Source organism: Streptomyces sp. NPDC048434 (assembly GCF_043200375.1).
Classification (GTDB): Bacteria; Actinomycetota; Actinomycetes; order Streptomycetales; family Streptomycetaceae; genus Streptomyces.
The window spans coordinates 49,220-71,525 of sequence record NZ_JBICXQ010000018.1 but is presented as its reverse complement, the minus strand read 5'-3'; the positions used below and the strand labels follow the sequence as shown (position 1 = coordinate 71,525).

General features: G+C 70.6%; 17 protein-coding genes and 1 riboswitch. Of the genes, 9 read left to right on the top strand and 8 right to left on the bottom strand.

What is annotated here, in order from left to right:
- The first annotated feature begins 18 nt into the window (after positions 1-18).
- From ACGFWI_RS21795 to def, 4 genes are all read left to right on the top strand, one after another.
- Positions 19-1,539 (top strand): HD-GYP domain-containing protein, encoded by a 1,521-nt coding sequence (locus ACGFWI_RS21795; RefSeq protein WP_393907630.1) that lies wholly within the window; start codon positions 19-21, stop codon positions 1,537-1,539.
- Positions 1,536-2,876, top strand: a complete 1,341-nt coding sequence (locus ACGFWI_RS21790; protein ID WP_393907629.1) for an HD-GYP domain-containing protein — start codon at positions 1,536-1,538, stop codon at positions 2,874-2,876. The genes ACGFWI_RS21795 and ACGFWI_RS21790 overlap by 4 nt, the downstream gene beginning before the upstream one ends.
- A gap of 451 nt (positions 2,877-3,327) precedes the next feature.
- Positions 3,328-4,323 carry a tetratricopeptide repeat protein gene (locus tag ACGFWI_RS21785; protein WP_393907628.1) on the top strand — a complete coding sequence of 332 codons (996 nt, stop codon included), beginning with the start codon at positions 3,328-3,330 and terminating at the stop codon, positions 4,321-4,323.
- Positions 4,324-4,391: 68 nt separating this feature from the next.
- On the top strand, positions 4,392-5,036 hold the full coding sequence (gene def / locus ACGFWI_RS21780) for a peptide deformylase (RefSeq protein WP_393907627.1): 645 nt from the start codon (positions 4,392-4,394) through the stop codon (positions 5,034-5,036).
- A gap of 41 nt (positions 5,037-5,077) precedes the next feature.
- Here def and ACGFWI_RS21775 read toward each other — a convergent pair whose 3' ends face one another.
- The 6 genes from ACGFWI_RS21775 to ACGFWI_RS21750 form a co-directional block, all read right to left on the bottom strand.
- Complete coding sequence (locus ACGFWI_RS21775) at positions 5,078-7,036, bottom strand: transglycosylase domain-containing protein (RefSeq protein ID WP_393907626.1); 1,959 nt, start codon at positions 7,034-7,036, stop codon at positions 5,078-5,080.
- Between the two features lie 95 nt (positions 7,037-7,131).
- The gene (locus ACGFWI_RS21770) at positions 7,132-8,181 is read right to left on the bottom strand and encodes a ribonucleotide-diphosphate reductase subunit beta (protein WP_393907625.1); all 1,050 of its coding nucleotides are present in this window, start codon (positions 8,179-8,181) and stop codon (positions 7,132-7,134) included.
- Positions 8,181-10,628 carry a ribonucleoside-diphosphate reductase subunit alpha gene (locus ACGFWI_RS21765; RefSeq protein WP_393907624.1) on the bottom strand — a complete coding sequence of 816 codons (2,448 nt, stop codon included), beginning with the start codon at positions 10,626-10,628 and terminating at the stop codon, positions 8,181-8,183. Before ACGFWI_RS21765 ends, ACGFWI_RS21770 begins: the two co-directional genes overlap by 1 nt.
- Positions 10,629-10,789: 161 nt before the next feature.
- A riboswitch (cobalamin riboswitch) is annotated at positions 10,790-10,953 on the bottom strand.
- 227 nt (positions 10,954-11,180) lie between these two features.
- Positions 11,181-12,806 (bottom strand): monocarboxylate uptake permease MctP, encoded by a 1,626-nt coding sequence (mctP, locus tag ACGFWI_RS21760; protein ID WP_393907729.1) that lies wholly within the window; start codon positions 12,804-12,806, stop codon positions 11,181-11,183.
- Between the two features lie 59 nt (positions 12,807-12,865).
- Complete coding sequence (locus ACGFWI_RS21755; protein WP_393907623.1) at positions 12,866-13,126, bottom strand: DUF3311 domain-containing protein; 261 nt, start codon at positions 13,124-13,126, stop codon at positions 12,866-12,868.
- 215 nt (positions 13,127-13,341) lie between these two features.
- Entirely contained in the window at positions 13,342-14,103 is a 762-nt protein-coding gene (locus ACGFWI_RS21750) for a GntR family transcriptional regulator (RefSeq protein ID WP_393907728.1), read from the bottom strand.
- Between the two features lie 241 nt (positions 14,104-14,344).
- On the opposite strand from ACGFWI_RS21750, the gene ACGFWI_RS21745 reads away from it, so the two are divergent.
- The 4 genes from ACGFWI_RS21745 to ACGFWI_RS21730 all read left to right on the top strand — a co-directional run bounded on the left by ACGFWI_RS21745 (position 14,345) and on the right by ACGFWI_RS21730 (position 19,184).
- Entirely contained in the window at positions 14,345-15,613 is a 1,269-nt protein-coding gene (locus ACGFWI_RS21745) for an extracellular solute-binding protein (RefSeq protein ID WP_393907622.1), read from the top strand.
- Between the two features lie 105 nt (positions 15,614-15,718).
- Positions 15,719-16,786 (top strand): carbohydrate ABC transporter permease, encoded by a 1,068-nt coding sequence (locus ACGFWI_RS21740; protein WP_393907621.1) that lies wholly within the window; start codon positions 15,719-15,721, stop codon positions 16,784-16,786.
- Positions 16,783-17,622, top strand: a complete 840-nt coding sequence (locus ACGFWI_RS21735) for a carbohydrate ABC transporter permease (RefSeq protein WP_393907620.1) — start codon at positions 16,783-16,785, stop codon at positions 17,620-17,622. Before ACGFWI_RS21740 ends, ACGFWI_RS21735 begins: the two co-directional genes overlap by 4 nt.
- A gap of 8 nt (positions 17,623-17,630) precedes the next feature.
- Positions 17,631-19,184, top strand: a complete 1,554-nt coding sequence (locus ACGFWI_RS21730) for a glycoside hydrolase family 3 protein (protein ID WP_393907619.1) — start codon at positions 17,631-17,633, stop codon at positions 19,182-19,184.
- Positions 19,185-19,634: 450 nt separating this feature from the next.
- Here the strand turns inward: ACGFWI_RS21730 and nagB are convergent, their stop codons facing one another.
- Together nagB and ACGFWI_RS21720 are read right to left on the bottom strand one after the other, a co-directional pair.
- Complete coding sequence (nagB, locus tag ACGFWI_RS21725; RefSeq protein ID WP_393907618.1) at positions 19,635-20,417, bottom strand: glucosamine-6-phosphate deaminase; 783 nt, start codon at positions 20,415-20,417, stop codon at positions 19,635-19,637.
- A gap of 229 nt (positions 20,418-20,646) precedes the next feature.
- Positions 20,647-21,408, bottom strand: a complete 762-nt coding sequence (locus tag ACGFWI_RS21720; RefSeq protein ID WP_393907617.1) for an SDR family oxidoreductase — start codon at positions 21,406-21,408, stop codon at positions 20,647-20,649.
- Positions 21,409-21,569: 161 nt separating this feature from the next.
- On the opposite strand from ACGFWI_RS21720, the gene ACGFWI_RS21715 reads away from it, so the two are divergent.
- Entirely contained in the window at positions 21,570-22,217 is a 648-nt protein-coding gene (locus tag ACGFWI_RS21715; protein WP_393907616.1) for a TetR/AcrR family transcriptional regulator, read from the top strand.
- Positions 22,218-22,306: the final 89 nt, after the last annotated feature.

Here is a 22,306-nt window from a genome sequence, read left to right as displayed (position 1 = left end):
CACGGTGAGGAGGGCGCGATGCGGGGACTTCCGGCGGCCGCGCGAGGGTATATCGGCTGCGCCGCGCTGGCCGCGGCGCTGTGTGCCGCCCCGGCGTTACGGCTCGGCGCCGACGCCCCCTGGAGCAGCACCCTGGCCCTGGCCGTCCTGTACGCGCTGTGCGAACAGCTGCACCGCTGCCCGCTGGTGAGCGGCCGGGTGCCGTACGGCGGGGGTTCCGCCGGGGCGTCCGGGGGCTCCATCGCCGGCTGGGCCAGCCCCGTACTTCTCGCCGGGGTCTTTCTGCTGCCGCCGCCGCTGGCCGCACTGGCCGCCGTCCCCGGGGCGCTGACCGGGCCGGCCGAGGCGCGCTCGGCCGGCGCCCGCAGGCTCTGGCACGCCGCCGAGCTGGCGCTGGCCTGCTGCGCGGCCGCCCAGGTCTTCCGGACCATCGGCCACCACCCGCTGTCCGCACCGCAGTTCCCCGTTCTGCTGCTGCCGGCCGCGGCCGCCGCCGCCACCTTCTGCGCGGTACTCGCGGCGCTCGACGGCGGCGTGCTGGTCGCCGCCGAGCGGCACCCCCTGCGCACCGCCTGGCGCGGCGCGCTGCCCGGTTCGCTGGGGCCGCACCTGGTGCACGGCCTGGCCGGGCTGATGATGGCGGTCCTGTGGCGCAGTTCGTACGGCCCGGCTGCGGCACTGCTGGTGCTGTTGCCGATGTGCCTGTCGTGCTGGGTCTTCGTCCAGTACCACCGTGAACGCACCGCCCATCAGGCCACCATCCGCGCCCTCGTGCAGGCCGTGGACATCAAGGACCGCTACACCCGCGGGCACAGCGAGCGGGTCGGGCGCGCCTCGGTGATGATCGCCCGGGAGCTGGGCATGGCGGAGGACCGGGTGGAGGTGCTGCGGTTCGCCGGCATCCTGCACGACGTCGGCAAACTCGGCGTGCCCACCCGGCTGTTGCGCAAGGACGGACCGCTGACGCCGCAGGAGCGCCGGGTCATCGAACTGCATCCCGAGTACGGGCACGAGATCGTGCGGGGTATCGGCTTCCTGGGGGAGGCGCGGGCGGCGATCCTGCACCACCACGAGCGGCTGGACGGGCGCGGCTATCCCTACGGACTGATAGGGCATCAGATCCCCGAATTCGCCCGGGTGGTGGCGGTCGCGGACGCCTTCGACGCGATGACCTCGACCCGCTCCTACCGCCGGGCACGGCCGGTGCCGGTGGCGGTGGCGGAGCTGCGGAAGTGCGCCGGGGAGCAGTTCGACCCGCGGATGGTGCGGGCGTTGGCGGCGTCGCTCGACCGGTACGGCTGGCACCCGGACCTGGTGACGGCGGCGGACGCGGAGCCCGATGCGGTGCGGGAGGGGAAGGGAGCGGACGCACCACAGGGAGCCGACGCACCACAGGGAACAGTCACACCTCAGGGAACGGTCACATCGCAGGGAGCCGTCACGCCGCACGGGGCCGGGGAACCGGCCGTCGGCGGGTGGCGACCGGCTCGGCGGCCCGCGCTGCGTCCCGAAGGGGCCGGGCGGGACGGCACGCGATGAGCGGCGCCCAGGAGGGCCCCCGGCCGCCCGGGAGCCGGGCGGCGGACGGCCGTGCCCCCCGCATCGGCGTGCCTGCCACACGGGGAAGCACGGTGATCGCCGCGGTCTACGCCCCGGCCGGCGCGCTGGCGTGCTGGTCGCTCGGCCGGACGCTCTGGGAGGGCCTGGCCGAGCCCGGGATCGCGCTGGCCTTCGGGGTGCTGATCGCGGTGGGCGAGCTGGTGGGCCGGGGGCCCGCACCGGCGGCCGGGGGGCGGGTGCCGGGAGAGCGGGAGGGCGCCCCGCTCGGTGCGGCCGGCGCCCTCGCGTACGCCCTGCTCGGTGAGGCCGGCGGACGGCCGACGACCCATGGCGTACCGCAGACCGTGGCCGTGGTCCTGGCGGCCGGGCTGGTCGGACTCGTCCCGCAGATCGCCCGTGGCCGGGGACCGGCCCTCGACCATCTCGCGCGCCGGATGCTGACCATCGGCTTCGCCGCCACCTGCTTCCAGCCCCTCTACAACACCGGGACGTTGAACACCTGGGTGGCCGCCGGACCGGTCTACCCGCTGTTCATGATCGGCCTGATGGCGCTGACCGCGCTGTGCGACGCGGTGCTGGCGGCCGTGCTCGCCCGCGCCCGCACCGGCTGGCCGTACGCGCCGCTGCTGCGCGACGAGTTGCGGGCGCTGCCCGGCATCGGCTCGGCGATCTGTGCCACCGGAGTGGTGATCTCGCTGGCCACCGCGGTCGCCGGGCTGTGGGCGCTGCCGGTCTTCTGTCTGCCCTTGTTGCTGACCCAGTTCGCCTTCCGCCGGTTCGCGGCCGTCCGTACCACCTACCGCCAGACCATCGCCTCGCTGGCCCGCTCCACCGAGATCGCCGGCTACACCCCGCACGGCCACGCCCGCCGGGTGGCCGCGCTCAGCCGCGCCGTGGGCCGTGAACTCGGCCTGAACGAACCGGACCTGGACGTACTCGAATACGCCGCGCTGATGCACGACATCGGCCAGCTCTCGCTCCTGGACCCGGTGCCGGACGGCGCCACCGCGCCGCTGCCGCCCGCCGAACAGCGCCGTATCGCGCTGCTGGGCGGCGCCGTGGTCCGGCAGACCGGGGTGCCCACGGAGGTCGCGATGATCGTCGAGCGGCAGGCCGATCCGTACCGGGACCAGCCGGTCACGGCGCGTATCGTCCGCACGGTCAACGCCTACGACGATCTGTCGGGGGAGTCGGCGGGACCGGGCGGCTCGCTGCGCGCACTGGAGCGGCTGCGGCTGGCCACCGCGCAGGACCACGAGCCCCGGGTCGTCGAGGCGCTGGCCCGGGTGCTGGCGTGCGGTGGCCGGGCGGTGTGAGATGACCGACTGCTTCTGGCGGCGGGGGACGGGCGGTGCCCGGCCTCCCGGCGTACGCCACCCCGCCCTGGATGCGTATGCCCCGGTAGGGCAGGTAAGGGTCCACGGCCGGTGCAGGAGTCGGTCCACGGCCGGTCGACCGCCGCCTTTGGGGGCCGTCTCGCCGCTCCGGCTCCCGTATCCGGGCCGTTGAGCCCGTAGCGAGCGCCCGATGTCATGGAACCCATGGGTAATGAGCGCCCTCCGAGATGGGCATGGTTGGATGCGAAGGAAGCCCCTTTCAGGGGGTTCAGGGGGTCGGCGAAGGGCAAGGAGCCGCAGGGGGACCAGCAAACCAGGCTGAGCCCGACGGCAATCTGTGGCAGGTTGTCGAGTGGGCCCCTCAGAAGGCCCCGGACGCCGCTCGGGACCCCATCCCAGCGGCATCAAGAGCAACCAGCAGGCGGGAATCGTGAGGATCTTCGGCAAGGTACGGCATCGGCCCTCCGCCTCGTGGCGGCAGGCGACCGACCGCGCTTTCACGCTGATCGGCGACGGCCGTTACGAGGACGCGGGAGCGCTGCTGACCCGCGCCGCGGACATGGAGCCGTGGCTGTCGGAGTCCTGGTTCAACCTCGCGCTGCTGCACAAGTTCCGGCACGACTGGGAGCAGGCCAGGGCCGCCGGTCTGCGCGCCGTCGCGCTGCTGGACCGCGAGAGCGGGGCGCCCGACTGGTGGAACGTCGGCATCGCCGCCACCGCCCTGCAGGACTGGCCGCTGGCCCGCCGGTCCTGGCAGGCCTACGGCCTCAAGGTCCCCAGCGAGGGCTCGCCGTCCGGCGAACCGCTCGGTATGGCCCTGGGCAGCGCCGCCGTCCGCCTCTCCCCGGAGGGCGAGGCCGAGGTGGTCTGGGGCCGCCGGCTGGACCCGGCCCGTATCGAGGTGCTCTCGATCCCGCTGCCGTCCTCCGGGCGGCGCTGGGGCGAGGTGGTGCTGCACGACGGCGTCCCGCACGGCGAGCGGACCATCGCGGCGGGTGCCGACGGTGCCACCCGGGCGTATCCGGTCTTCGACGAGATCGAGCTGTGGGCGCCCTCTCCGGTCCCCACCTGGGTGGTGCTCCTGGAGGCCGCCACGGAGGCCGACCGGGACGCCCTGGAGCGGCTGGCGGCCGATGCGGGCTTCGCCGCCGAGGACTGGTCCTCGTCCGTGCGGCTGCTGTGCCGTACGTGCTCGGAGAGCCGGATGCCCAGCGACGAGGGCGACGGCGAGCATCTGGACCCGCACGACCACAGTGAGCCGGGCCACCCCGGGCCGCTGGGACACCGGACCGCGGGCTCGCTGTGGGTGCCGGAGCGCGAGTGCGGTATCGCGGCGCCGTCCGCCCTGGTGCGCGGCCTGCTGGACGGCTGGGTCGCGGACAGCCCGGACACCCGGGAATGGCGGGATCTTGAAGAGGTCTGCTGAGAGCCCGAGCGGGCCCCCGTAGGCTGTAGGGCGACTACTCAGGGTTTTCAGGAAGGCGTACGGCGGAGATGGCCCAGCAGCCTGTGTTTGATCAAGATGGTGACCAGCGCGTGGACGAAGTATTCAGCGACGACGTCACGGACGCGGAGGAGCGGGAGACCGCGCACCGTGAGCGCGGCACCTCGCGGCCGATCACGGTCGTCGGCAATCCCGTGCTCCACAAGGAGTGCAAGAACGTCACGGAGTTCGACGACCAGCTCGCCCAGCTCATCGACGACATGTTCGCCAGCCAGCGCACCGCCGAGGGCGTGGGCCTGGCCGCGAACCAGATCGGTGTGGATCTGAAGGTCTTCGTCTACGACTGCCTGGACGACCAGGGCGTGCGGCACGTCGGCGCGATCTGCAACCCGGTGCTGGACGAGCTGCCGTCCGAGCGCCGGATCCTGGACGACTCCAACGAGGGCTGTCTGTCCGTGCCCGGCGCCTACGCCTCGCTGGCCCGCCCCGACTACGCCGTGGTCCGCGGCCAGGACGCCAAGGGCGAGCCGATCGCGGTCGAGGGCACCGGCTACTTCGCGCGCTGCCTGCAGCACGAGACCGATCACCTCTACGGCTACCTCTACATCGACCGGCTCAGCAAGCGGGACCGCAAGGACGCGCTGAAGCAGATGGCCGAGCTGGAGCCGCGCTACCCCGTCGTCGCCAACGACTGAGGCGAACGGGCGGGCGCCCGGCCGACGGCCGGGCGCCTCGCTCACAACCCCTGCTGGTAGGCGCGCCAGATCTTCGGCGGGATGTCGGTCCCCAGCTCGGTACTGGACCCGCCGACGCCCTGCATCGGCAGCAGCTCGGGCGCTCCGGGCTTGTTGCGGAACATGGTGACGGCGGTGGTCGGCTCATTTCCCACCGCGGCGCCGGGCGCCCGGTCGGGGCGGACACCGCCCGCGTTGCCCGATCCGGTGCCGGGCACGGAACCGAACTCCGGGCCGAGGGCAGACGGGCTGCCGATGAACCACGCCGACTTCATCCGGTCGCCCGGCTCCGTGCGGCCGGCCGCGACCGGCTGCTGGGGCTTCGCGTCGTCCGGCTGCCCCAGGGTGCGCCAGCCGACTCCCTCCAGGGCGCTGGACACCTGCTGGGCGACCCCGGCGTCGAGGATCTGCACGGGCTCGGGGCGGTGGAAGCCGGATACCTTCTTGCCGTTGTGGGTCATCCCGGACACCGCGTACGGGTCGGTGTGCAGCCCGCCGTCGGCGAAGGTGGTGTAGGCGCTCGCCATCCGTATCGCGCTGGGGGCGGAGGTGCCCAGCGGGAAGGTCTGCTCCAGGCGGGCCATGCTCTCCTTGCGCAGCCCCGCGGCCACCGCGAGATCACGGATCCGCTCCAGCCCGATACGCTGCCCGGCCTGGACGAACGGCGGGCTCTCGGCCTTCATCAGCGCCTCGGACAGATCCTCGAACCCGGTCTTGTGGTCCACCGGCTGTGCCGTGGTGGCCGCGGGCTCGTCGTCCGGCCGCTGGAGTGCGGCCGCCAGCACGAACGGCTTGAAGGCGGAGCCGGCCGGGACTGCCGTGGTGTCCGCGTTGTTGCTGAAGTGCCGGGTGGCGTCCGCGCCGCCGTAGAGCGCGACGATCGCCCCGTCCTTGGGGCGTACGGAGGCCGCGCCGAATTCCACATAGTTGTCGGCCGCGCGCTGCGTCGGATCGATGGTGTCCCGGCGGACGTCCTGCACGGCCTTTTCCAGCCGGTGGGTGCGCTGTTTGTCGAAGGTGGTGTGAATGCGATAGCCGCCGCGCGCCAGATCCTTGTCGGTCAGACCGGTCTCGGCCTTGATGAACTTGTTGGCGACATCGACGAGATAGCCGGTCTGGCCAGCCTGGCTGGTGGGTTTGGACTGCCCCCGGGGCTCGGGGAAGGTGCGGTATTTCGCCCGCTCCTCCTTGCTCATCTTCCCGGTGGCGACCTGCCGGTCGAGTATCCATTTCCAGCGTGCCACGGCCCGCGCGTGATTGGCCTCGCTCAGCCCCGGGTCGTACTGTTCCGACCCCTTCAGCAAGGCGGCCAGCACGGCGCCCCGGCTGGGATCGAGGTCCTTGGCGTCAATGCCGTAATACGCATGGGCGGCGGCCTGGATGCCGTACGAACCACGGCCGAACCAGCTGGTGTTGAGATATCCCCGCAGAATCTCCTGCTTGGACTTCTGGTTGCTCACCTTCAGCGAGATGATGAATTCCCGCACCTTGCGGGTGACCGTCTGGTCCTGCGAGAGATAGGTGTTCTTCACATACTGCTGGGTGATGGTGGAGCCGCCCTGGGTCTCCTCGCCGGAGACCATGTTGACCAGGGCGCGGCCGATGCCCTGGAGGGAGACTCCGGCGTCGCTGTAGAAGGTGGCGTTCTCCGCCGCGATCACGGAATTCTCGACGGAGTCGGGAACCTTGTCGAGGGTGACGTTCTGCCGGTTGACGGCGCCCACGCTCACCATCTGGCTGCCGTCCGCCCAGTAATAGACGGTGGCCTCCTGGCCGGCCAGCGCATTCTCGTTCGGCACATCGATCGTCGCGTAGACCGCGGCGAACAGCCCGGCCAGGCCGACGATGCCGAGCGAGAGGGTGCCGAGCCACTGGCGCCATGACGGCAGCCAGCGGCGCGGACCCTCCCGTCCCTGCCGCGGATAGTCGATGAACCGGCGACGCCCCTTCGTGCGCTTCATGCCCAGCTAGATGCGGCGGCTCTGACTCCGGTTGCCGAGGTAACAGAACGCTCACAATGGCAGGTGGGCGGGCCGAAGGGGGCCGCGGTGGGTTCCTAGAAGTCGTCGTCGAAGGAGACCGAACCCTCGACGGCGACCTGGTAGGCGGACGCCCGGCGCTCGAAGAAGTTGGTCAGCTCCTGGACGTTCTGCAGCTCCATGAAGGAGAACGGGTTCTCCGAGCCGTAGACCGGCGCGAAGCCGAGCCGCTGCAGCCGCTGGTCGGCGACGCACTGGAGGTACTCGCGCATCGAGTCGGTGTTCATGCCCGGCAGGCCGTCACCGCACAGATCGCGGCCGAACTGCAGCTCCGCCTCGACGGCCTCCTTGAGCATCTCGGTGACCTGCTGCTCCAGCTTGTCGTCGAAGAGGTCGGGCTCCTCCTGGCGGACGGTGTCCACCACCGAGAACGCGAACTCCATGTGCATGGACTCGTCGCGGAAGACCCAGTTGGTGCCGGTGGCCAGCCCGTGCAGCAGGCCCCGCGAGCGGAACCAGTACACGTAGGCGAAGGCGCCGTAGAAGAACAGCCCCTCGATGCAGGCCGCGAAGCAGATCAGGTTCAGCAGGAAGCGGCGCCGGTCGGCCCTGGACTCCAGGCGGTCGATGCTCTCGACCGAGTCCATCCACTTGAAGCAGAACTCGGCCTTCTCCCGGATGGACGGGATGTTCTCCACGGCCGCAAAGGCGGCGGCGCGGTCGTCCGGGTTGGGGAGATAGGTGTCCAGCAGCGTCAGATAGAACTGGACGTGCACGGCCTCCTCGAAGAGCTGACGGCTCAAGTACAGCCGCGCCTCGGGGGAGTTGATGTGCTTGTAGAGCGTCAGCACCAGGTTGTTGGAGACGATCGAGTCACCGGTCGCGAAGAACGCGACCAGCCGGCCGATCATGTGCTGCTCGCCCGGCGAGAGCTTGGCGAGGTCGGCGACGTCGGAGTGGAGGTCGACCTCCTCCACGGTCCAGGTGTTCTTGATCGCGTCGCGGTAGCGGTCGTAGAAGTCCGGGTACCGCATCGGGCGCAGCGTCAGCTCGAAGCCCGGGTCCAGGAGGTTCTTGGTGCCGGTGGTGGCGGTGTGCGCGGCCGCGGCGTTGGTCTCGGTGGTCATTACTGGCAGGCCTCGCAGGACTCGGGGTTTTCCAGGGAGCAGGCGACCGCCTCGGGGTCGGTGGCCTGCTGCGGTACGGGGGCGGTGGTGGCGGCGCCGCCGCGCGCGGACTGCGCGATCCGGGTCGCCGGGCGGGAGCGCAGGTAGTACGTCGTCTTGATGCCGCGCTTCCAGGCGTAGGCGTACATCGAGCTGAGCTTGCCGATGGTCGGCGACGCCATGAAGAGGTTCAGCGACTGGCTCTGGTCGAGGTAGGGCGTACGGGCCGCGGCCATGTCGATCAGGGCGCGCTGCGGGATCTCCCACGCCGTGCGGTACAGCGCACGGATCTCCGCCGGGATCCAGCTGACGTCCTGCACCGAGCCGCTGGCCTCGCGCAGTGCGTCCCGGGTCCGCGCGTCCCACAGCCCCAGCGCCTTGAGCTCCTCGATCAGATAGGCGTTGACCTGGAGGAACTCGCCGGAGAGCGTCTCGCGCTTGAAGAGGTTGGAGACCTGCGGCTCGATGCACTCGTACACGCCCGCGATCGAGGCGATGGTCGCGGTCGGCGCGATCGCCAGCAGCAGGGAGTTGCGCATGCCGGTCACGGCGATACGGGAGCGCAGCGCCGCCCAGCGGTCGGCCCAGCCGGGCTCGGCGTTCGGGTAGTGGTCCGGGTGCAGCACACCACGGGCGGTGCGGGTCGCGGACCACGCCGGGTGCGGGCCGTGCCGCTCGGCGAGGTCGGCGGACGCCTCGTAGGCGGCGAGCATGATGCGCTCGGAGATCCGGGTCGACAGCTCCCGCGCCTCCGGCGAGTCGAAGGGCAGCCGCAGCCGGAAGAACACGTCCTGCAGGCCCATCAGTCCCAGACCCACCGGGCGCCAGCGGGAGTTGGAGGTCCCGGCCTGCTCGGTCGGGTAGAAGTTGATGTCCACCACACGGTCGAGGAAGGTGACGGCGGTACGGACCGTGGCGTCCAGCCGCTCCCAGTCCATCGCCTCCTCCCAGCCGGCGGCCTCGTCGCCCAGGTGCGCGGCGAGGTTCACCGATCCCAGGTTGCAGACCGCGGTCTCCCCGTCGTTCGTCACCTCCAGGATCTCGGTGCACAGGTTGGAGGAGTGCACGACCTGGCCGGGCTCGGCGGTCTGGTTGGCGGTGCGGTTGGCGGCGTCCTTGAACGTCATCCAGCCGTTGCCGGTCTGCGCCAGGGTGCGCATCATGCGGGAGTACAGCACCCGGGCCGGGATCTGCTTGAGCGCCCGGCCCTCGGCCTCGGCCTTGCGGTAGGCGGCGTCGAACGCGTCGCCCCACAGGTCCACCAGCTCCGGGGCGTCCGAGGGCGAGAACAGCGACCAGTCGGCGTCCGCCTCCACGCGGCGCATGAACTCGTCCGGGATCCAGTGGGCGATGTTCAGGTTGTGCGTACGGCGGGCCTCCTCACCGGTGTTGTCGCGCAGCTCCAGGAACTCCTCGATGTCGGCGTGCCAGGTCTCCAGGTAGACACAGGCGGCGCCCTTGCGCCGGCCGCCCTGGTTCACGGCCGCGACCGAGGCGTCCAGGGTGCGCAGGAACGGCACGATGCCGTTGGAGTGCCCGTTGGTGCCGCGGATCAGCGAACCGCGGGCGCGGATGCGGGAGTAGGAGAGGCCGATGCCGCCCGCGTGCTTCGAGAGCCGCGCGACCTGGTGGTAGCGGTCGTAGATCGAGTCCAGCTCGTCCAGCGGCGAGTCCAGCAGATAGCAGGACGACATCTGCGGGTGGCGGGTACCGGAGTTGAAGAGGGTGGGGGAGGAGGGGAGGTAGGACAGCGAGCTGGTGAGGCGGTAGAGCTCGGCGACCTCGTCCAGCGCGCGCTCGCTGTGGTCCTCGGCGAGGCCGCAGGCCACCCGCAGCAGGAAGTGCTGGGGGGTCTCGATGACCTGACGGGTGGTGGGGTGGCGCAGGAGGTAGCGCGAGTGCAGGGTGCGCAGTCCGAAGTAGCCGAACCGGTCATCGGCACCGTCGGCCAGCGCCTTGTCGACCAGCGCGTCCAGACGGGCCGCGTGGGTCCGTACGAACTCCGCGGTCTCATCGGCGATCAGGCCCTCGCGGTGGCCGGTTTCGACGGAGGCGGAGAAGGCGACCGCCCCCTGTCCGGCCGCCTCCTCCGCGATGGCAAGGGTGAGCAGACGCGCGGCGAGCTTGGAGTACTGCGGCTCGTCACCGATCAGACCGGCGGCGGCGTCCGTGGCCAGCGACCGCAGTTCGGCCTCGTCGGAGCCCGCGTGCCGGCCGCGCAGGGCGGCGGCGGCCACCTTGCCGGGGTCGGTCGCGGTCAGGTCCGCGGTCAGGTCGGTCAGGGTGCGCAACAGGGCGACGCCCGGACCGTCCTCGCCCGGTCCGCCGTCGGCGGGACCGGCAGGCGTGGCCACCGCGGGCGGCACGACCTCGGCGTCTGACGCGGGCTCCGTTGGCGCGATGGTCACGTGGTGCTCTCCCTCACTCGGCGGGGGCCAGGAGGAGAGGGACGCGACGGGCGCACGCGGGCATGCGGCACCCCGTGTTGGTCAGGGGTGCGCGGGCACACCGCGCGGCGTCCACCGGCCCAACCCTCGGGGCCCGGACGTATCGACGTCCGCACCCATGGCGGTGCGGGCGTACCGTCGGCAGGTCTTCGGACTTCACGGGCGCGTGCCAGGGCCGTTGTTCGGCCGACCGAGCCCGCTCCAACACCGTTGCGGGACAGTTCCGGATTCCCACCGGATTCCCCTGCGGCGACAGCGAGGTCGAGCATACATGTGGTGGCGCCTCTTCACTTGCACCACCACATCTAGTGTGTCGTGAGTGATCACACAGTGCCTGTCAGTGGCTTCCCCCCTGGCCTGCGGCACGCAACCCGGCCCGTCCGGCGCAGCAGGGGAGGGCTCCATGACCGCGCTCGCCGGCCCGCCACGGGCCGCGCCTTGGGGCAGGAAACGGCTACGGGCCGCCGCGCCCCGGGGGACGTGGCGGCCCGTAGCCGTGTGCGGGCCGGTGGTTCAGTGGCCGGCCGGTGCGCCTGCCGTGGCGGGGGGCAGTTCGGCGGCGACGCCCTCGTCGCCGGCGTCTGCCGCATAGTCGGCGGGGCTGGTTTCGTCGGTGCCTTCGGGGGCGTTGACGGCCTTGAGGACGATGGTCAGGACGACCGTCACGACGACGTTCAGGACGAAGGCGGTCAGGCCGATGTAGCCGATTTCACCGATGCCCGGGATCTCCTTGCTGGAGCCGCCGAAGTGGGCCTGGGTCGGACTGGCGACGCCGTATGCCGCGAGCGTGCCGTAGAGCATGCCGACCGCCCAGCCGCCCAGCAGTGCCCAGCGGTGGAACCAGCGGGTGAACAGGCCACCGACCAGGGACGGCATGGTCTGCAGGATCCAGATGCCGCCCAGCAGCTGGAAGTTGATCGCGATCGTCTTGTCCATGGTGAGGACGAAGACCAGCGCGCCGACCTTCACCAGCAGCGAGACCAGCTTGGCGACCTTGTGCTCCTGCTCGGGAGTGGCGTCCTGTTTGAGGAAGTCCTTGTAGACGTTGCGGGTGAAGAGGTTGGCCGCGGCGATGGACATGATGGCCGCGGGCACCAGCGCGCCGATGCCGATCGCGGCGAACGCCACGCCGGAGAACCAGCTCGGGAACATGTCCTCGAAGAGCTGCGGGATGGCCAGCTGCGGGTTGCCCTGGATGTCCGTGCCGGCCTTGATCGCCATGAAGCCGAGCAGCGCCAGCAGGCCCAGCATGAGGGAGTACAGCGGCAGGATGGTGGTGTTGCGGCGGATCACATTGCGGCTGCGCGAGGACAGCGTCGCGGTGATCGAGTGCGGGTACATGAAGAGCGCCAGCGCCGAGCCGAGCGCCAAGGTCGCATACCCCCATTGGGCGTTGGGGCCGCTGATCAGCTCGCCACGCGGTTTGCCGGCGACCGGGCCGGGCTGGGCGAGCGCCTTGCCGGCCGTGTCGAAGATCGCGTCGAAGCCGCCCAGCTTGATCGGGATGTAGATGATCGCGACGGTGATGACGAGGTAGATCAGCCCGTCCTTGACGAACGCGATCAGCGCCGGTGCCCGCAGACCCGAGGAGTAGGTGTACGCGGCCAGCACGGCGAAGGCGATCAGCAGCGGCAGGTCCTTGACGAACCAGTTGGTGTGCTCGCCGCCGCCGATGCCCATCACGTCCAGGACGGCCTGGATGCCGACCAGTTGGAGCGCGATGTACGGCATCGTGGCGAGGATGCCGGTGAGCGCCACGGCCAGCGACAGGCCCTTGGAGTCGAAGCGGCCGCGCACGAAGTCGGAGGTGGTGACGTAGCCGTGCTTGTGCGAGACCGACCAGAGGCGGGGGAGGAAGGTGAAGATGAGGGGGTACACCAGGATGGTGTACGGCACGGCGAAGAAGCCGGCCGCTCCCGCCGCGTAGATCGCCGCCGGGACGGCCACGAAGGTGTACGCGGTGTAGAGGTCACCGCCCAGCAGGAACCATGTCACCCAGGTGCCGAAGCTGCGGCCGCCCAGCCCCCATTCGTCGAGGCTGGCGGACTGGTCGGCCTTGCGCCAGCGGGCGGCCAGGAACCCCATGACCGTCACGGCGAGGAAGAAGAAGATGAAGACGGCGAGGGCCACGCCGTTGATGCCCTTGGTCGAGGAGGCGGCGAGAGCCTCGGAGGTGCTCGCCGCTGTCGTGGTGAGATTCACCGGCCCACACCGCCCTTGCGGGCGCGCTGCTCACGCTGCACCAGCTTGTACGCGATCACCGTGAGCACGGTCGAGATCAGCACCCACGTCATCTGGTACCAGTAGAAGAACGGGATCCCGATGAGCTTCGGCTCGATCCTGGCGTACGAGCTCACCCACAGCATCGCCACGAACGGAGCGATCAGGCAGACTCCGGCGATCACCCGCGTGGGTGTGACCACCTGTCTGCGATCCGGTGATTCGACCGACTGTGTCATGACCGCGGCTCCGTCCCCTGGCTGCTGCCTGTGTAATCGGCTGGAAATCTATGGCAGGGGCGTGGCGCGCGTCACTAGCTGTCCGCATATCGGTATGAAGAATCCACCCGGAGGCACCCCCGCTGCGCGGTCAATTGCCTGGTTCATCCCGGTTTAGGGCAGGCGGTGACGGAAGCGGGGGCGTCGAGGGGCGCGCCGTACCCCGGGGTGGCGGGTCAGTCCGTGGGGCGGCGCAGTCTGGCGACGAACTTGTAGCGGTCGCCCCGGTAGACCGAGCGCACCCACTCCACCGGCTGCCCCTGTGCGTCGAGCGAGTGCCGGGAGAGCATCAGCATCGGCAGGCCGACGTCCGTGCCCAGCAGACCGGCCTCGCGCGGGGTGGCGAGCGAGGTCTCGATGGTCTCCTCGGCCTCCGCCAGGCGGACGTCGTAGACCTCGGCGAGCGCGGTGTAGAGGGAGGCGTATTTGACGAGGTTGCGGCGGAGCGCGGGAAAGCGCTTCGCCGACAGATGGGTGATCTCGATGGCCATCGGCTCGCCGCTGGCCAGTCGCAGCCGTTCGATGCGCAGCACCCGGCCGCCGGTGGTGATGTCGAGCAGGCCGGCGAGCCGGTCGTCGGCGGTGACATAGCCGATGTCCAGCAGCTGGGAGGTGGGCTCCAGCCCCTGGGCCCGCATGTCCTCCGTATAGGACGTCAGTTGCAGTGCCTGGGACACCTTGGGCTTGGCGACAAAGGTGCCCTTGCCCTGGATGCGTTCCAATCGGCCCTCGACGACCAGCTCCTGCAGGGCCTGACGCACCGTCGTGCGCGAGGTGTCGAACTCCGCGGCGAGGGTGCGCTCGGGCGGGACCGGGGTGCCGGGCGGCAGGGTCTCGGTGATCTCCAGCAAGTGCCGCTTGAGGCGGTAGTACTTGGGTACCCGCGCGGTGCGCGTGCCGCCCCCGCTGCCGGCACCGTTGCCCCCGTCCGTCTCCATGCCCCGCCTCTCCGACTCCTGTGGTGCTGCCGTCACCGGCTCCTCCGTACGTAGCGGCTCACATCGTGGCACGGGTGGGTTTCCCGCGCTCCCTTGCAGGTCCCGGCTCGCCAGATGTCGGTCCGGTAACGGACCTGACAGCGACTCTTATACACCCTTGACACCCCAAAAGGTCTAGGCCAAGCTGCGGGCACTGGTCTAAACCATTAAAGACCACACCCGGCCTTTGGGGGAGAGCGCAATGAAGCGTGGGCTCATAGCAGCGACGGCGGTCGCGGGAATGCTGGTGAGTGTCGCTGCCTGTGGGTCCAGCGACGGCAACAAGGCGGGCGCGGATGGCTTCAAGGGCCAGAAGCTGACCGTTTGGGTGATGAGTGGTTCGAATCCGGCGCAGTGGACCAAACAGGTCTCCGCGCAGTTCAAGAAGAAGACCGGCGCCACCGTCGAGTTCAAGGTCCAGCAGTGGAACGGCATTCAGCAGAAGCTGAGCACCGCCCTTTCCGAGGACACCCCGCCGGACGTCGTCGAAATCGGCAACACCCAGACCGCCGCCTACGCCAAGGCGGGTGCCCTGGCCGATCTCGGCGATCTGAAGAAGGAGATCGGCTCCGACTGGAACGACGCCTTCAACAAGGCCTCGCTCGTGGACGGAAAGCAGTACGCACTGCCGTGGTACGCCGGAAACCGCGTGGTGATGTACAACAAGAAGATCTGGGACCGGGCCGGTCTCAAGGGCACCCCCAAGACGCGCAATGAGCTCTTCAAGGCCTTTGACACCATCAAGAAGAAGACCGGCGCCGAGCCGCTGTATCTCCCCGGCCAGAACTGGTACTTCTTCGACGGCCTGACCATCGGCACCGGCGCCGACCTGGTGAAGAAGCAGGGCGGCAAGTGGGTCTCCAACCTCGGCGACCCCAAGGTCTCCAAGGCCATGGACATCTACAAGCAGTACCAGGCCTTCAGCACCGCCCCCAAGAACAAGGACGAGGCCACTCCGCAGCAGGCCGAGGTCTTCGCCAAGGGCAAGACCGGCGCCGTTATCGCCATGGGCTACGAGGCCGCCACCGCCATCAAGGCCAACCCGGAAATCAAGAACGACATCGGCTTCTTCACCATCCCCGGTGAGACCGCGGCCAAGCCCGAGGGCGTATTCCTCGGCGGCTCCAACTTCGCCGTCGCCGGTATGGGCAAGAACCAGGAACTCGCCAAGGAATTCCTGAAGGTTGCCCTGTCGAAGCAGAACGACGGACAGATGGTCAAGGAGGTCGGCTGGACTCCGAAGTCCGCCGACCTGGCCGGTGCCGCACAGGAGAACCCGGCCGCGGCGGCCGCTGCGCCCGCGGCGGAGAAGTCCGGCGGCACCACTCCGCTGATTCCCCAGTGGGCCGCGGTGGAGAACGTACCGAACCCGATCAAGAGCTATATGACGGCCGTTCTGGGCGGTAAGTCCCCGGCCGATGCCGCCAAGGACATCGAATCCGAGATCAACGCGCGGCTCGCCAAGCAGTAACCGCCGGCCGCCTGCGGGGCCGGCCGTCCCCGGCCCCGTAGGTGCGTGATGTGTGTGGCAGCAGGTGCACCGAGGTTTCACGGCAACAAGGGGGAGCAGGGGCCCATGGCAGTGCAGCTCGACGACGGTGTGGACAAGCCCGCGCCGCAGACCGGCAAGGGGGGCGCCCCGCCTACACGGGGCGACGGGGGCGGCGCCCCTTCCCCCGTCCGCGGCGCCCCTCATGCCCCCACCCGCCGCGCTCCTCTTGCCCCCGCCCGCCGCGCTCCTCTTGCCCCCGCCCGCCGCGCCCCGTATCTCCTGCTGCTGCCCGCCCTGCTCGCGACCGCGGTCCTCCTGGGCTGGCCCATGGTCCGCAACCTGCTGCTCTCCTTCCAGAACCTCAATATGAAGGAGCTGATCCAGCACCTCACCGACTGGCGTGGGACCGGCAACTACCAAGAGATCCTGGGCAGCGAGCAGTTCTGGCGGGTCACCCTCCGCACCCTCGTCTTCACCGCGGTCAATGTCGTCCTGATCATGGTCCTCGGCGTGCTGATCGGACTGCTGCTGGCCCGGCTCGGCAAGAAGATGCGCCTCACGCTGTCCCTCGCGCTGGTGCTGGCCTGGGCCATGCCGGTGATCGCCGCCACCACCGTCTTCCAGTGGCTCTTCGACTCCCGCTACGGCGTCGTCAACTGGCTGCTGGACAAGGCCGGCTGGCACGCCATGGCCCACTACGACTGGGTCGGCACCCAGCTGTCGACGTTCTTCGTCATCACCGTACTCATCGTCTGGCAGTCACTGCCCTTCGTGGCCCTCAACCTCTACGCCGCCACCACGACCATCCCCAGGGAGCTCTACGAAGCGGCCCGGATGGACGGCGCCGGCACCTGGCAGGTGTTCACGTCGGTCACCTTCCCCTTCCTCAAGCCGTTCTTCCTCGCCACGACGTTCCTGGAGATCATCTGGGTCTTCAAGGCGTTCCCGCAGATCTTCGCGATCAACGAGGGCGGCCCCGACCGGCTCACCGAGACACTGCCGATCTACGCCTTCACCGAGGGCGTCGGCAACCTCCACTTCGGCATGGGCGCCGCGATCTCCCTGCTGACGATCGTGGTGCTGCTCGCGATGACCGCGTACTACCTGCGACTGACGCTCAGGCAGGAACAGCAAGAGGAGAACGAGCGGTGAAGCGCACTGCTTTTGCGACGGCCGGCCGCATCTGGCCCAACGCCACGGCGATCGTGCTCGCCCTCGGCTTCGTCTTCCCCGTCTACTGGATGTTCAGTACGGCCTTCAAGCCGACCCGGGACATCATCACCGAAGAGCCCGTGTGGTTTCCCTTCCACGGCACCTTCGAGCACTTCGCGACGGCGGTGAACGCCCCCCACTTCTGGACCCTGGCCGGGAACTCGGTCGTGGTGACCGTGCTCGCCGTGGGCCTCTCGCTGGTGATCGCGCTCTGCGGGGCCTTCGCCCTGACCCGTATGCGCTTCAAGGGCCGCAGGGGCATCCTGCTGACCTTCATGATCGCCCAGATGGCGCCCTGGGAGGTCATGGTGATCTCCATCTACCTGATCGTCCGGGACGCGGATCTGCTCAACAGCCTGGTGCCGCTCACCTGCTTCTACATGCTGATGGTGCTGCCCTTCACCCTGCTGACGCTCCGTGGCTATGTCGCCGCGGTGCCCAAGGAGCTGGAGGAGTCCGCGATGGTCGACGGCTGCTCGCGCCGCCAGGCGTTCCTCAAGGTGGTCTTCCCGCTGCTGGCGCCCGGTCTCATGGCCACCTCGCTCTTCGGCTTCATCACTGCCTGGAACGAATTCCCGCTCGTGCTGGTCCTCAACAAGGAACCGGCCATGGGCACCCTCCCCTTGTGGCTCTCCCAGTTCCAGAGCCAGTTCGGGGACGACTGGGGTGCCACCATGGCCGCCGCCTCGATCTTCGCCGTCCCGATCCTGGTCCTCTTCCTGTTCCTGCAACGCAAGGCGGTCGGCGGTCTCACCTCCGGCGCAGTGAAGGGATAACGCAGCCCATGACCCCGCTCGCACGCTCGGTACGCTCCGCCGACACCCTCACCCGCGACGCGCTCGCCGTCCTCCAGCCGGGCTTCGACGGCACCGTCGCCCCCGACTGGCTGCTGCGCCGGCTCGGCGAGGGCCTGACCTCGGTCGGCCTCTTCGGCCGCAATGTCGCCGATCCCGCCCAACTCGCCGCACTGACCGACCGGCTGCGTACCGAACGGGAGGACCTCCTCGTCGCCATCGACGAGGAAGGCGGCGATGTCACCCGCCTCGAAGTGCGCGGCGGGTCCTCCTTCCCCGGCAACCATGCACTCGGTGCCGTCGACGACACCGCACTGACCCGCGAAGTCGCCCGTGAACTCGGCCGCCGGCTGGCCGACTGTGGCATCAACCTCAACTGGGCGCCCTCCGCCGACGTCAACTCCAACCCCGCCAACCCGGTCATCGGCGTCCGCTCCTTCGGCGCCGACCCGCAGCTGGTGGCCCGGCACACCGCCGCCTACGTCGACGGCCTGCAGTCCGCCGGTGTCGCCGCCTGCACCAAGCACTTCCCCGGCCACGGCGACACCGCCGTCGACTCCCACCACGACCTGCCGCGCATCGCCGCCGATCTGGCCACCCTCCACGAACGCGAACTGGTGCCGTTCCGCGCCGCCATCGCCGCCGGCACCCGGGCCGTGATGAGCGCACACATCCTGCTGCCCGCCCTGGACGGCGACCGCCCCGCCACGCTCAGCCCGGCCGCGCTGCACGGTCTGCTGCGCGCCCCCGTCGCCGAGGGCGGACTCGGCTTCGACGGACTGATCGTCACCGACGGGATGGAGATGCAGGCCATCTCCGCCACCTACGGCCTCGAACGCGGCAGCGTGCTGGCCATCGCGGCCGGTGCCGACGCCATCTGTGTGGGCGGCGGACTGGCGGACGAGGACACCGTGCTGCGGTTGCGTGACGCCTTGGTGCGGGCGGTGCACGACGGTGAGCTGTCGGAGAACCGGCTCGCCGACGCCGCGGGCCGGGTGCGTGCCCTGGCGCGCTGGACCCGCAGCGCGGGCGCGGGGGAGGGGACCGTGCCCGCGCCCGGGATCGGTCTCACCGCGGCCCGGCGCGCCCTGCGCCTCACCGCCGACGGCCCGTACGAGCCACTGGCCACGCCCGCTTACGTCGCCGCCTTCACCCCCCTCGCCAATATCGCCGTGGGGGAGGACACGCCCTGGGGCGTCGCCGCCGAACTGGCCCGCCTGCTCCCGGGCACCGAGACCACCACCTGCACCCCCGAGTCCGCCGCCGCGGTCGGCCCCGCCGCGCTGATCGACGGTCTGCTCACGGCGGCCGGGGACCGCCGCGTCGTCGCCGTGGTCCGCGACGTCCACCGCCATCCGTGGATGGCCGACGCGCTGGGCACCCTCCTCGCCGCCCGCCCCGACACCGCGGTCGTCGAAATGGGCGTCCCCCAGTCCCCGCCCCGAGGCGCCCCCCATATCGCCACCCACGGGGCCGCCCGCGTCTGCGGACGGGCCGCCGCCGAAGTCCTCACGGGACGCCGGGAGCCGGCAAGCGGGGAGTGAGCCACGCCCGCGCCCCGTCGGAGCCATCGGGCGCGGGCGCTGGCCCACTCGCGTCGGAGCCGATGGGGGCGCGATGCGGGGTGCCCCATCGGCTCCGACGCGGTGGATCCCTGCGGCACTCGGCGCTCGCTCCCTCGGAACCTGCCGCTCACTCAGGTCCGACGGCGGGCCACCCCGGACGCGACGCGGCAGAGGCGGCCCGCAGGACCACCCGGTTGCAGCCCGGCAGCCACTCCGGTCGCCTCCCGGCACCCACTTCGGTCGCCTCCCGGCACCTGCTCCGGTCGCCTCCCGGCACCTGCTCCGGTCGCCTCCCGGCACCTGCTCCGGTCGCCTCCCGGCACCTGCTCCGGTCGCCTCCCGGCGGCTCTGCTGCCGTACCCCGCGGGATGCCGCCCGACGACGCGCTGCCGCCCCCGGACCCCGGATTCCCCAGATCCCCTAGATCCCCTAGATCCCCTGCCACTCCGGCTTCGCGGCGTACGTGGCACGGAAGTAGTCGGCGAGCTTCAGCTTGGCGGCCGCGGCCTCGTCCACGACGACCGTCGCATGCGGGTGGAGCTGCAGCGCCGACGCCGGTACCAGAGCGGCGACCGGGCCCTCGACGGCATGGGCCACGGCATCGGCCTTGCCCTCGCCGGTGGCCAGCAGCACCAGATGGCGGGCCTCCAGGATGGTGCCGATGCCCTGGGTGATGACGTGGTGCGGCACCTCGTCGAGGCTGTCGAAGAACCGGGCGTTGTCCTCCCGGGTCCGCTGGGTCAGCGTCTTGATACGGGTACGCGAAGCGAGCGACGAGCAGGGCTCGTTGAAGCCGATGTGCCCGTCCGTGCCGATGCCGAGCAGCTGGAGGTCCACACCGCCGGCCGCACGCAGCGCACGGTCGTACGCCTCGCAGGCGGCCTGGACGTCCTCGGCCGAACCATCGGGCCCCATGAACGAGTCCTCGCCGAGGCCGAGCGGCTCGACCACCTCGCGCAGGACCACCGAACGGTAGGACTCGGGGTGCCCGGCCGGCAGACCGACGTACTCGTCGAGCTGGCAGATCCGTGCCTGTGAGGCGTCCACCGCGCCGGCCCGGACCTTCGCCGCCAACGCCTCGTAAATCGGCAACGGGGTAGAGCCGGTGGCCACACCGAGCAGCGCATCGGGCTTACGGCGCAGCAGGGCGGCGATGGCTCCCGCGATCAGCTCGCCGCCTGCCGTGGCGTCCGGAACGATGACAACTTCCACGCTTGGCCTGCCGTTCTGGAGAATGGTCTCATGTGGTATAGACCAATCTATCAGAGCGGAGGCCTCCGGACCCGGCGGCGCTTCCGAACACAAGGGCACGTTTTCCCGTCGGGGTGATGACGAGTCGGGCACCTGTCCTCCGCAACCCGCAACCGACAACGGGCGACCGGCAACCGCCTTCCGGCCCCGCCGGACGGCATCAGACCCCGTCAGACGTCTCCGGATGCCGTCAGAGCAGCGCACCTCCCGTCGCATCGATCCACTGTCCCGTCACCCAACGACTGTCGTCCGAGGCCAGGAAGGCCGCGATATCACCGATGTCGGTGGCGTCCGCTATCCGGCCCAGCGGGGACATCGCCCGGACCGTCGCCTGCGCCTCGGCGTTCGCCGCTCCGCGCAACCAGCCGGCGTTCATGTCCGTGTCGACCGCGCCGGGGGCGACGGCGTTGACCGTGATGCCGCGCGGGCCCAGCTCCTTCGCCAGGGTCCGGGTGAAGACATCGATCGCGCCCTTGGTCATGGCGTAGGCGATCAGCTCGGTTTTGGCCCTCCCGTGCGTCTGCCCCGTCGAGGTGTTGATGATCCGGCCGCCGTCCCGCAGCCGGCTCAGACCGAGCTGGGTGATGAAGAACGGCGCCTTGGTGTTGACCGCGAAGACATGGTCGAAGTCCGCTTCGGTGACCCGGGGGATCGGCTCCCGTCTGCCGTCCGTGCCGGCGTTGTTGACCAGGATGTCGAGGCCGTCCGCCTGTGGGTCGAACGCCGCCCACAGCGCTTTGGGTCCGCCCGCCCCGCCCAGTCGCGCGGGCACGGTGAAGGCCTGCCCGCCCGCGGCCTCGATGCTCGCCACCGTCTCCTTGGCCGCGGCCTCGTCCCGGCCGTAATGCACCCCGACGCGCGCGCCGTCCCGCGCCAGCCGCTCCGAGATCGCCCGTCCGATCCCCCTGCTGCCGCCGGTCACCAGTGCCGTCTTGCCGCTGAGCGCACTCATGGCAGTGCCCCTCCCTGATCCGGACATGGATGTCTCTGGCCGCACGCCCGCCTGCGTCTGCCCGTGCCGACGTGTGTGCCTTCGCGCCGAGCCATTTATGTATCGCTCGCTACAGAAAAACCGTAGCACGCGTTCCGTACCGCCCGCTATAGAATTCCGTCATGGCGACCAAGGAGACCCGCACGACCGAGGCGACGAAGCGACGCGGCCGGCCCCGGTCCTTCGACCGGGAGACGGCCTTGGAGCAGGCGGTCCGCTCCTTCTGGGAGCTGGGCTACGAGGCCACCTCGATCTCCGACCTGACCCGCGCCATGGGCATCAGCGCCCCCAGCCTCTATGCCGCCTTCGGCGACAAACGGGCACTGTTCGACGAGGTCGTGGCCGAGTACGGACGGCACCACGGAGGCTTCCTCGCCCGCGCCGTGGCCGAGGAGCCGACCGCCCGCCGGGGCGTCGAGCGGGCGCTGCGCGAGGCCGCGGTCGAATACACCCTTCCCGGCCGCCCCCGCGGCTGCCTCGTCATCAGCGCCGCCCTGAACACCTCGCCCGCGTCATCCGAAGTCGCCGCATCCCTGCGGGAGATGAGGCGCTCGACCGTCCGGGAGATCGCCCGCGCCATCCGGGCGGACATCGCCTCCGGCGAGCTACCCCCCGACACGGACGCGGATGCGCTGGCGACCTACGTCAGTGCCGTCGTCCAGGGCATGTCCCAGCAGGCGCGGGACGGCGCGGAGCGCACGGAGCTGGAAGCGATCGCCGAGCTGGCGTTGAAGGCCTGGCCGGGGGCGGCGAGCGGAAATCCCCGCTGAACGCCTGGCCGGGAGGGGCGGCGGGCGCAACCACCCGCTGAAGGCCCCGGAAGCACCCGCGGGCCGCGGCGCCGGGACAGGACCCTCAA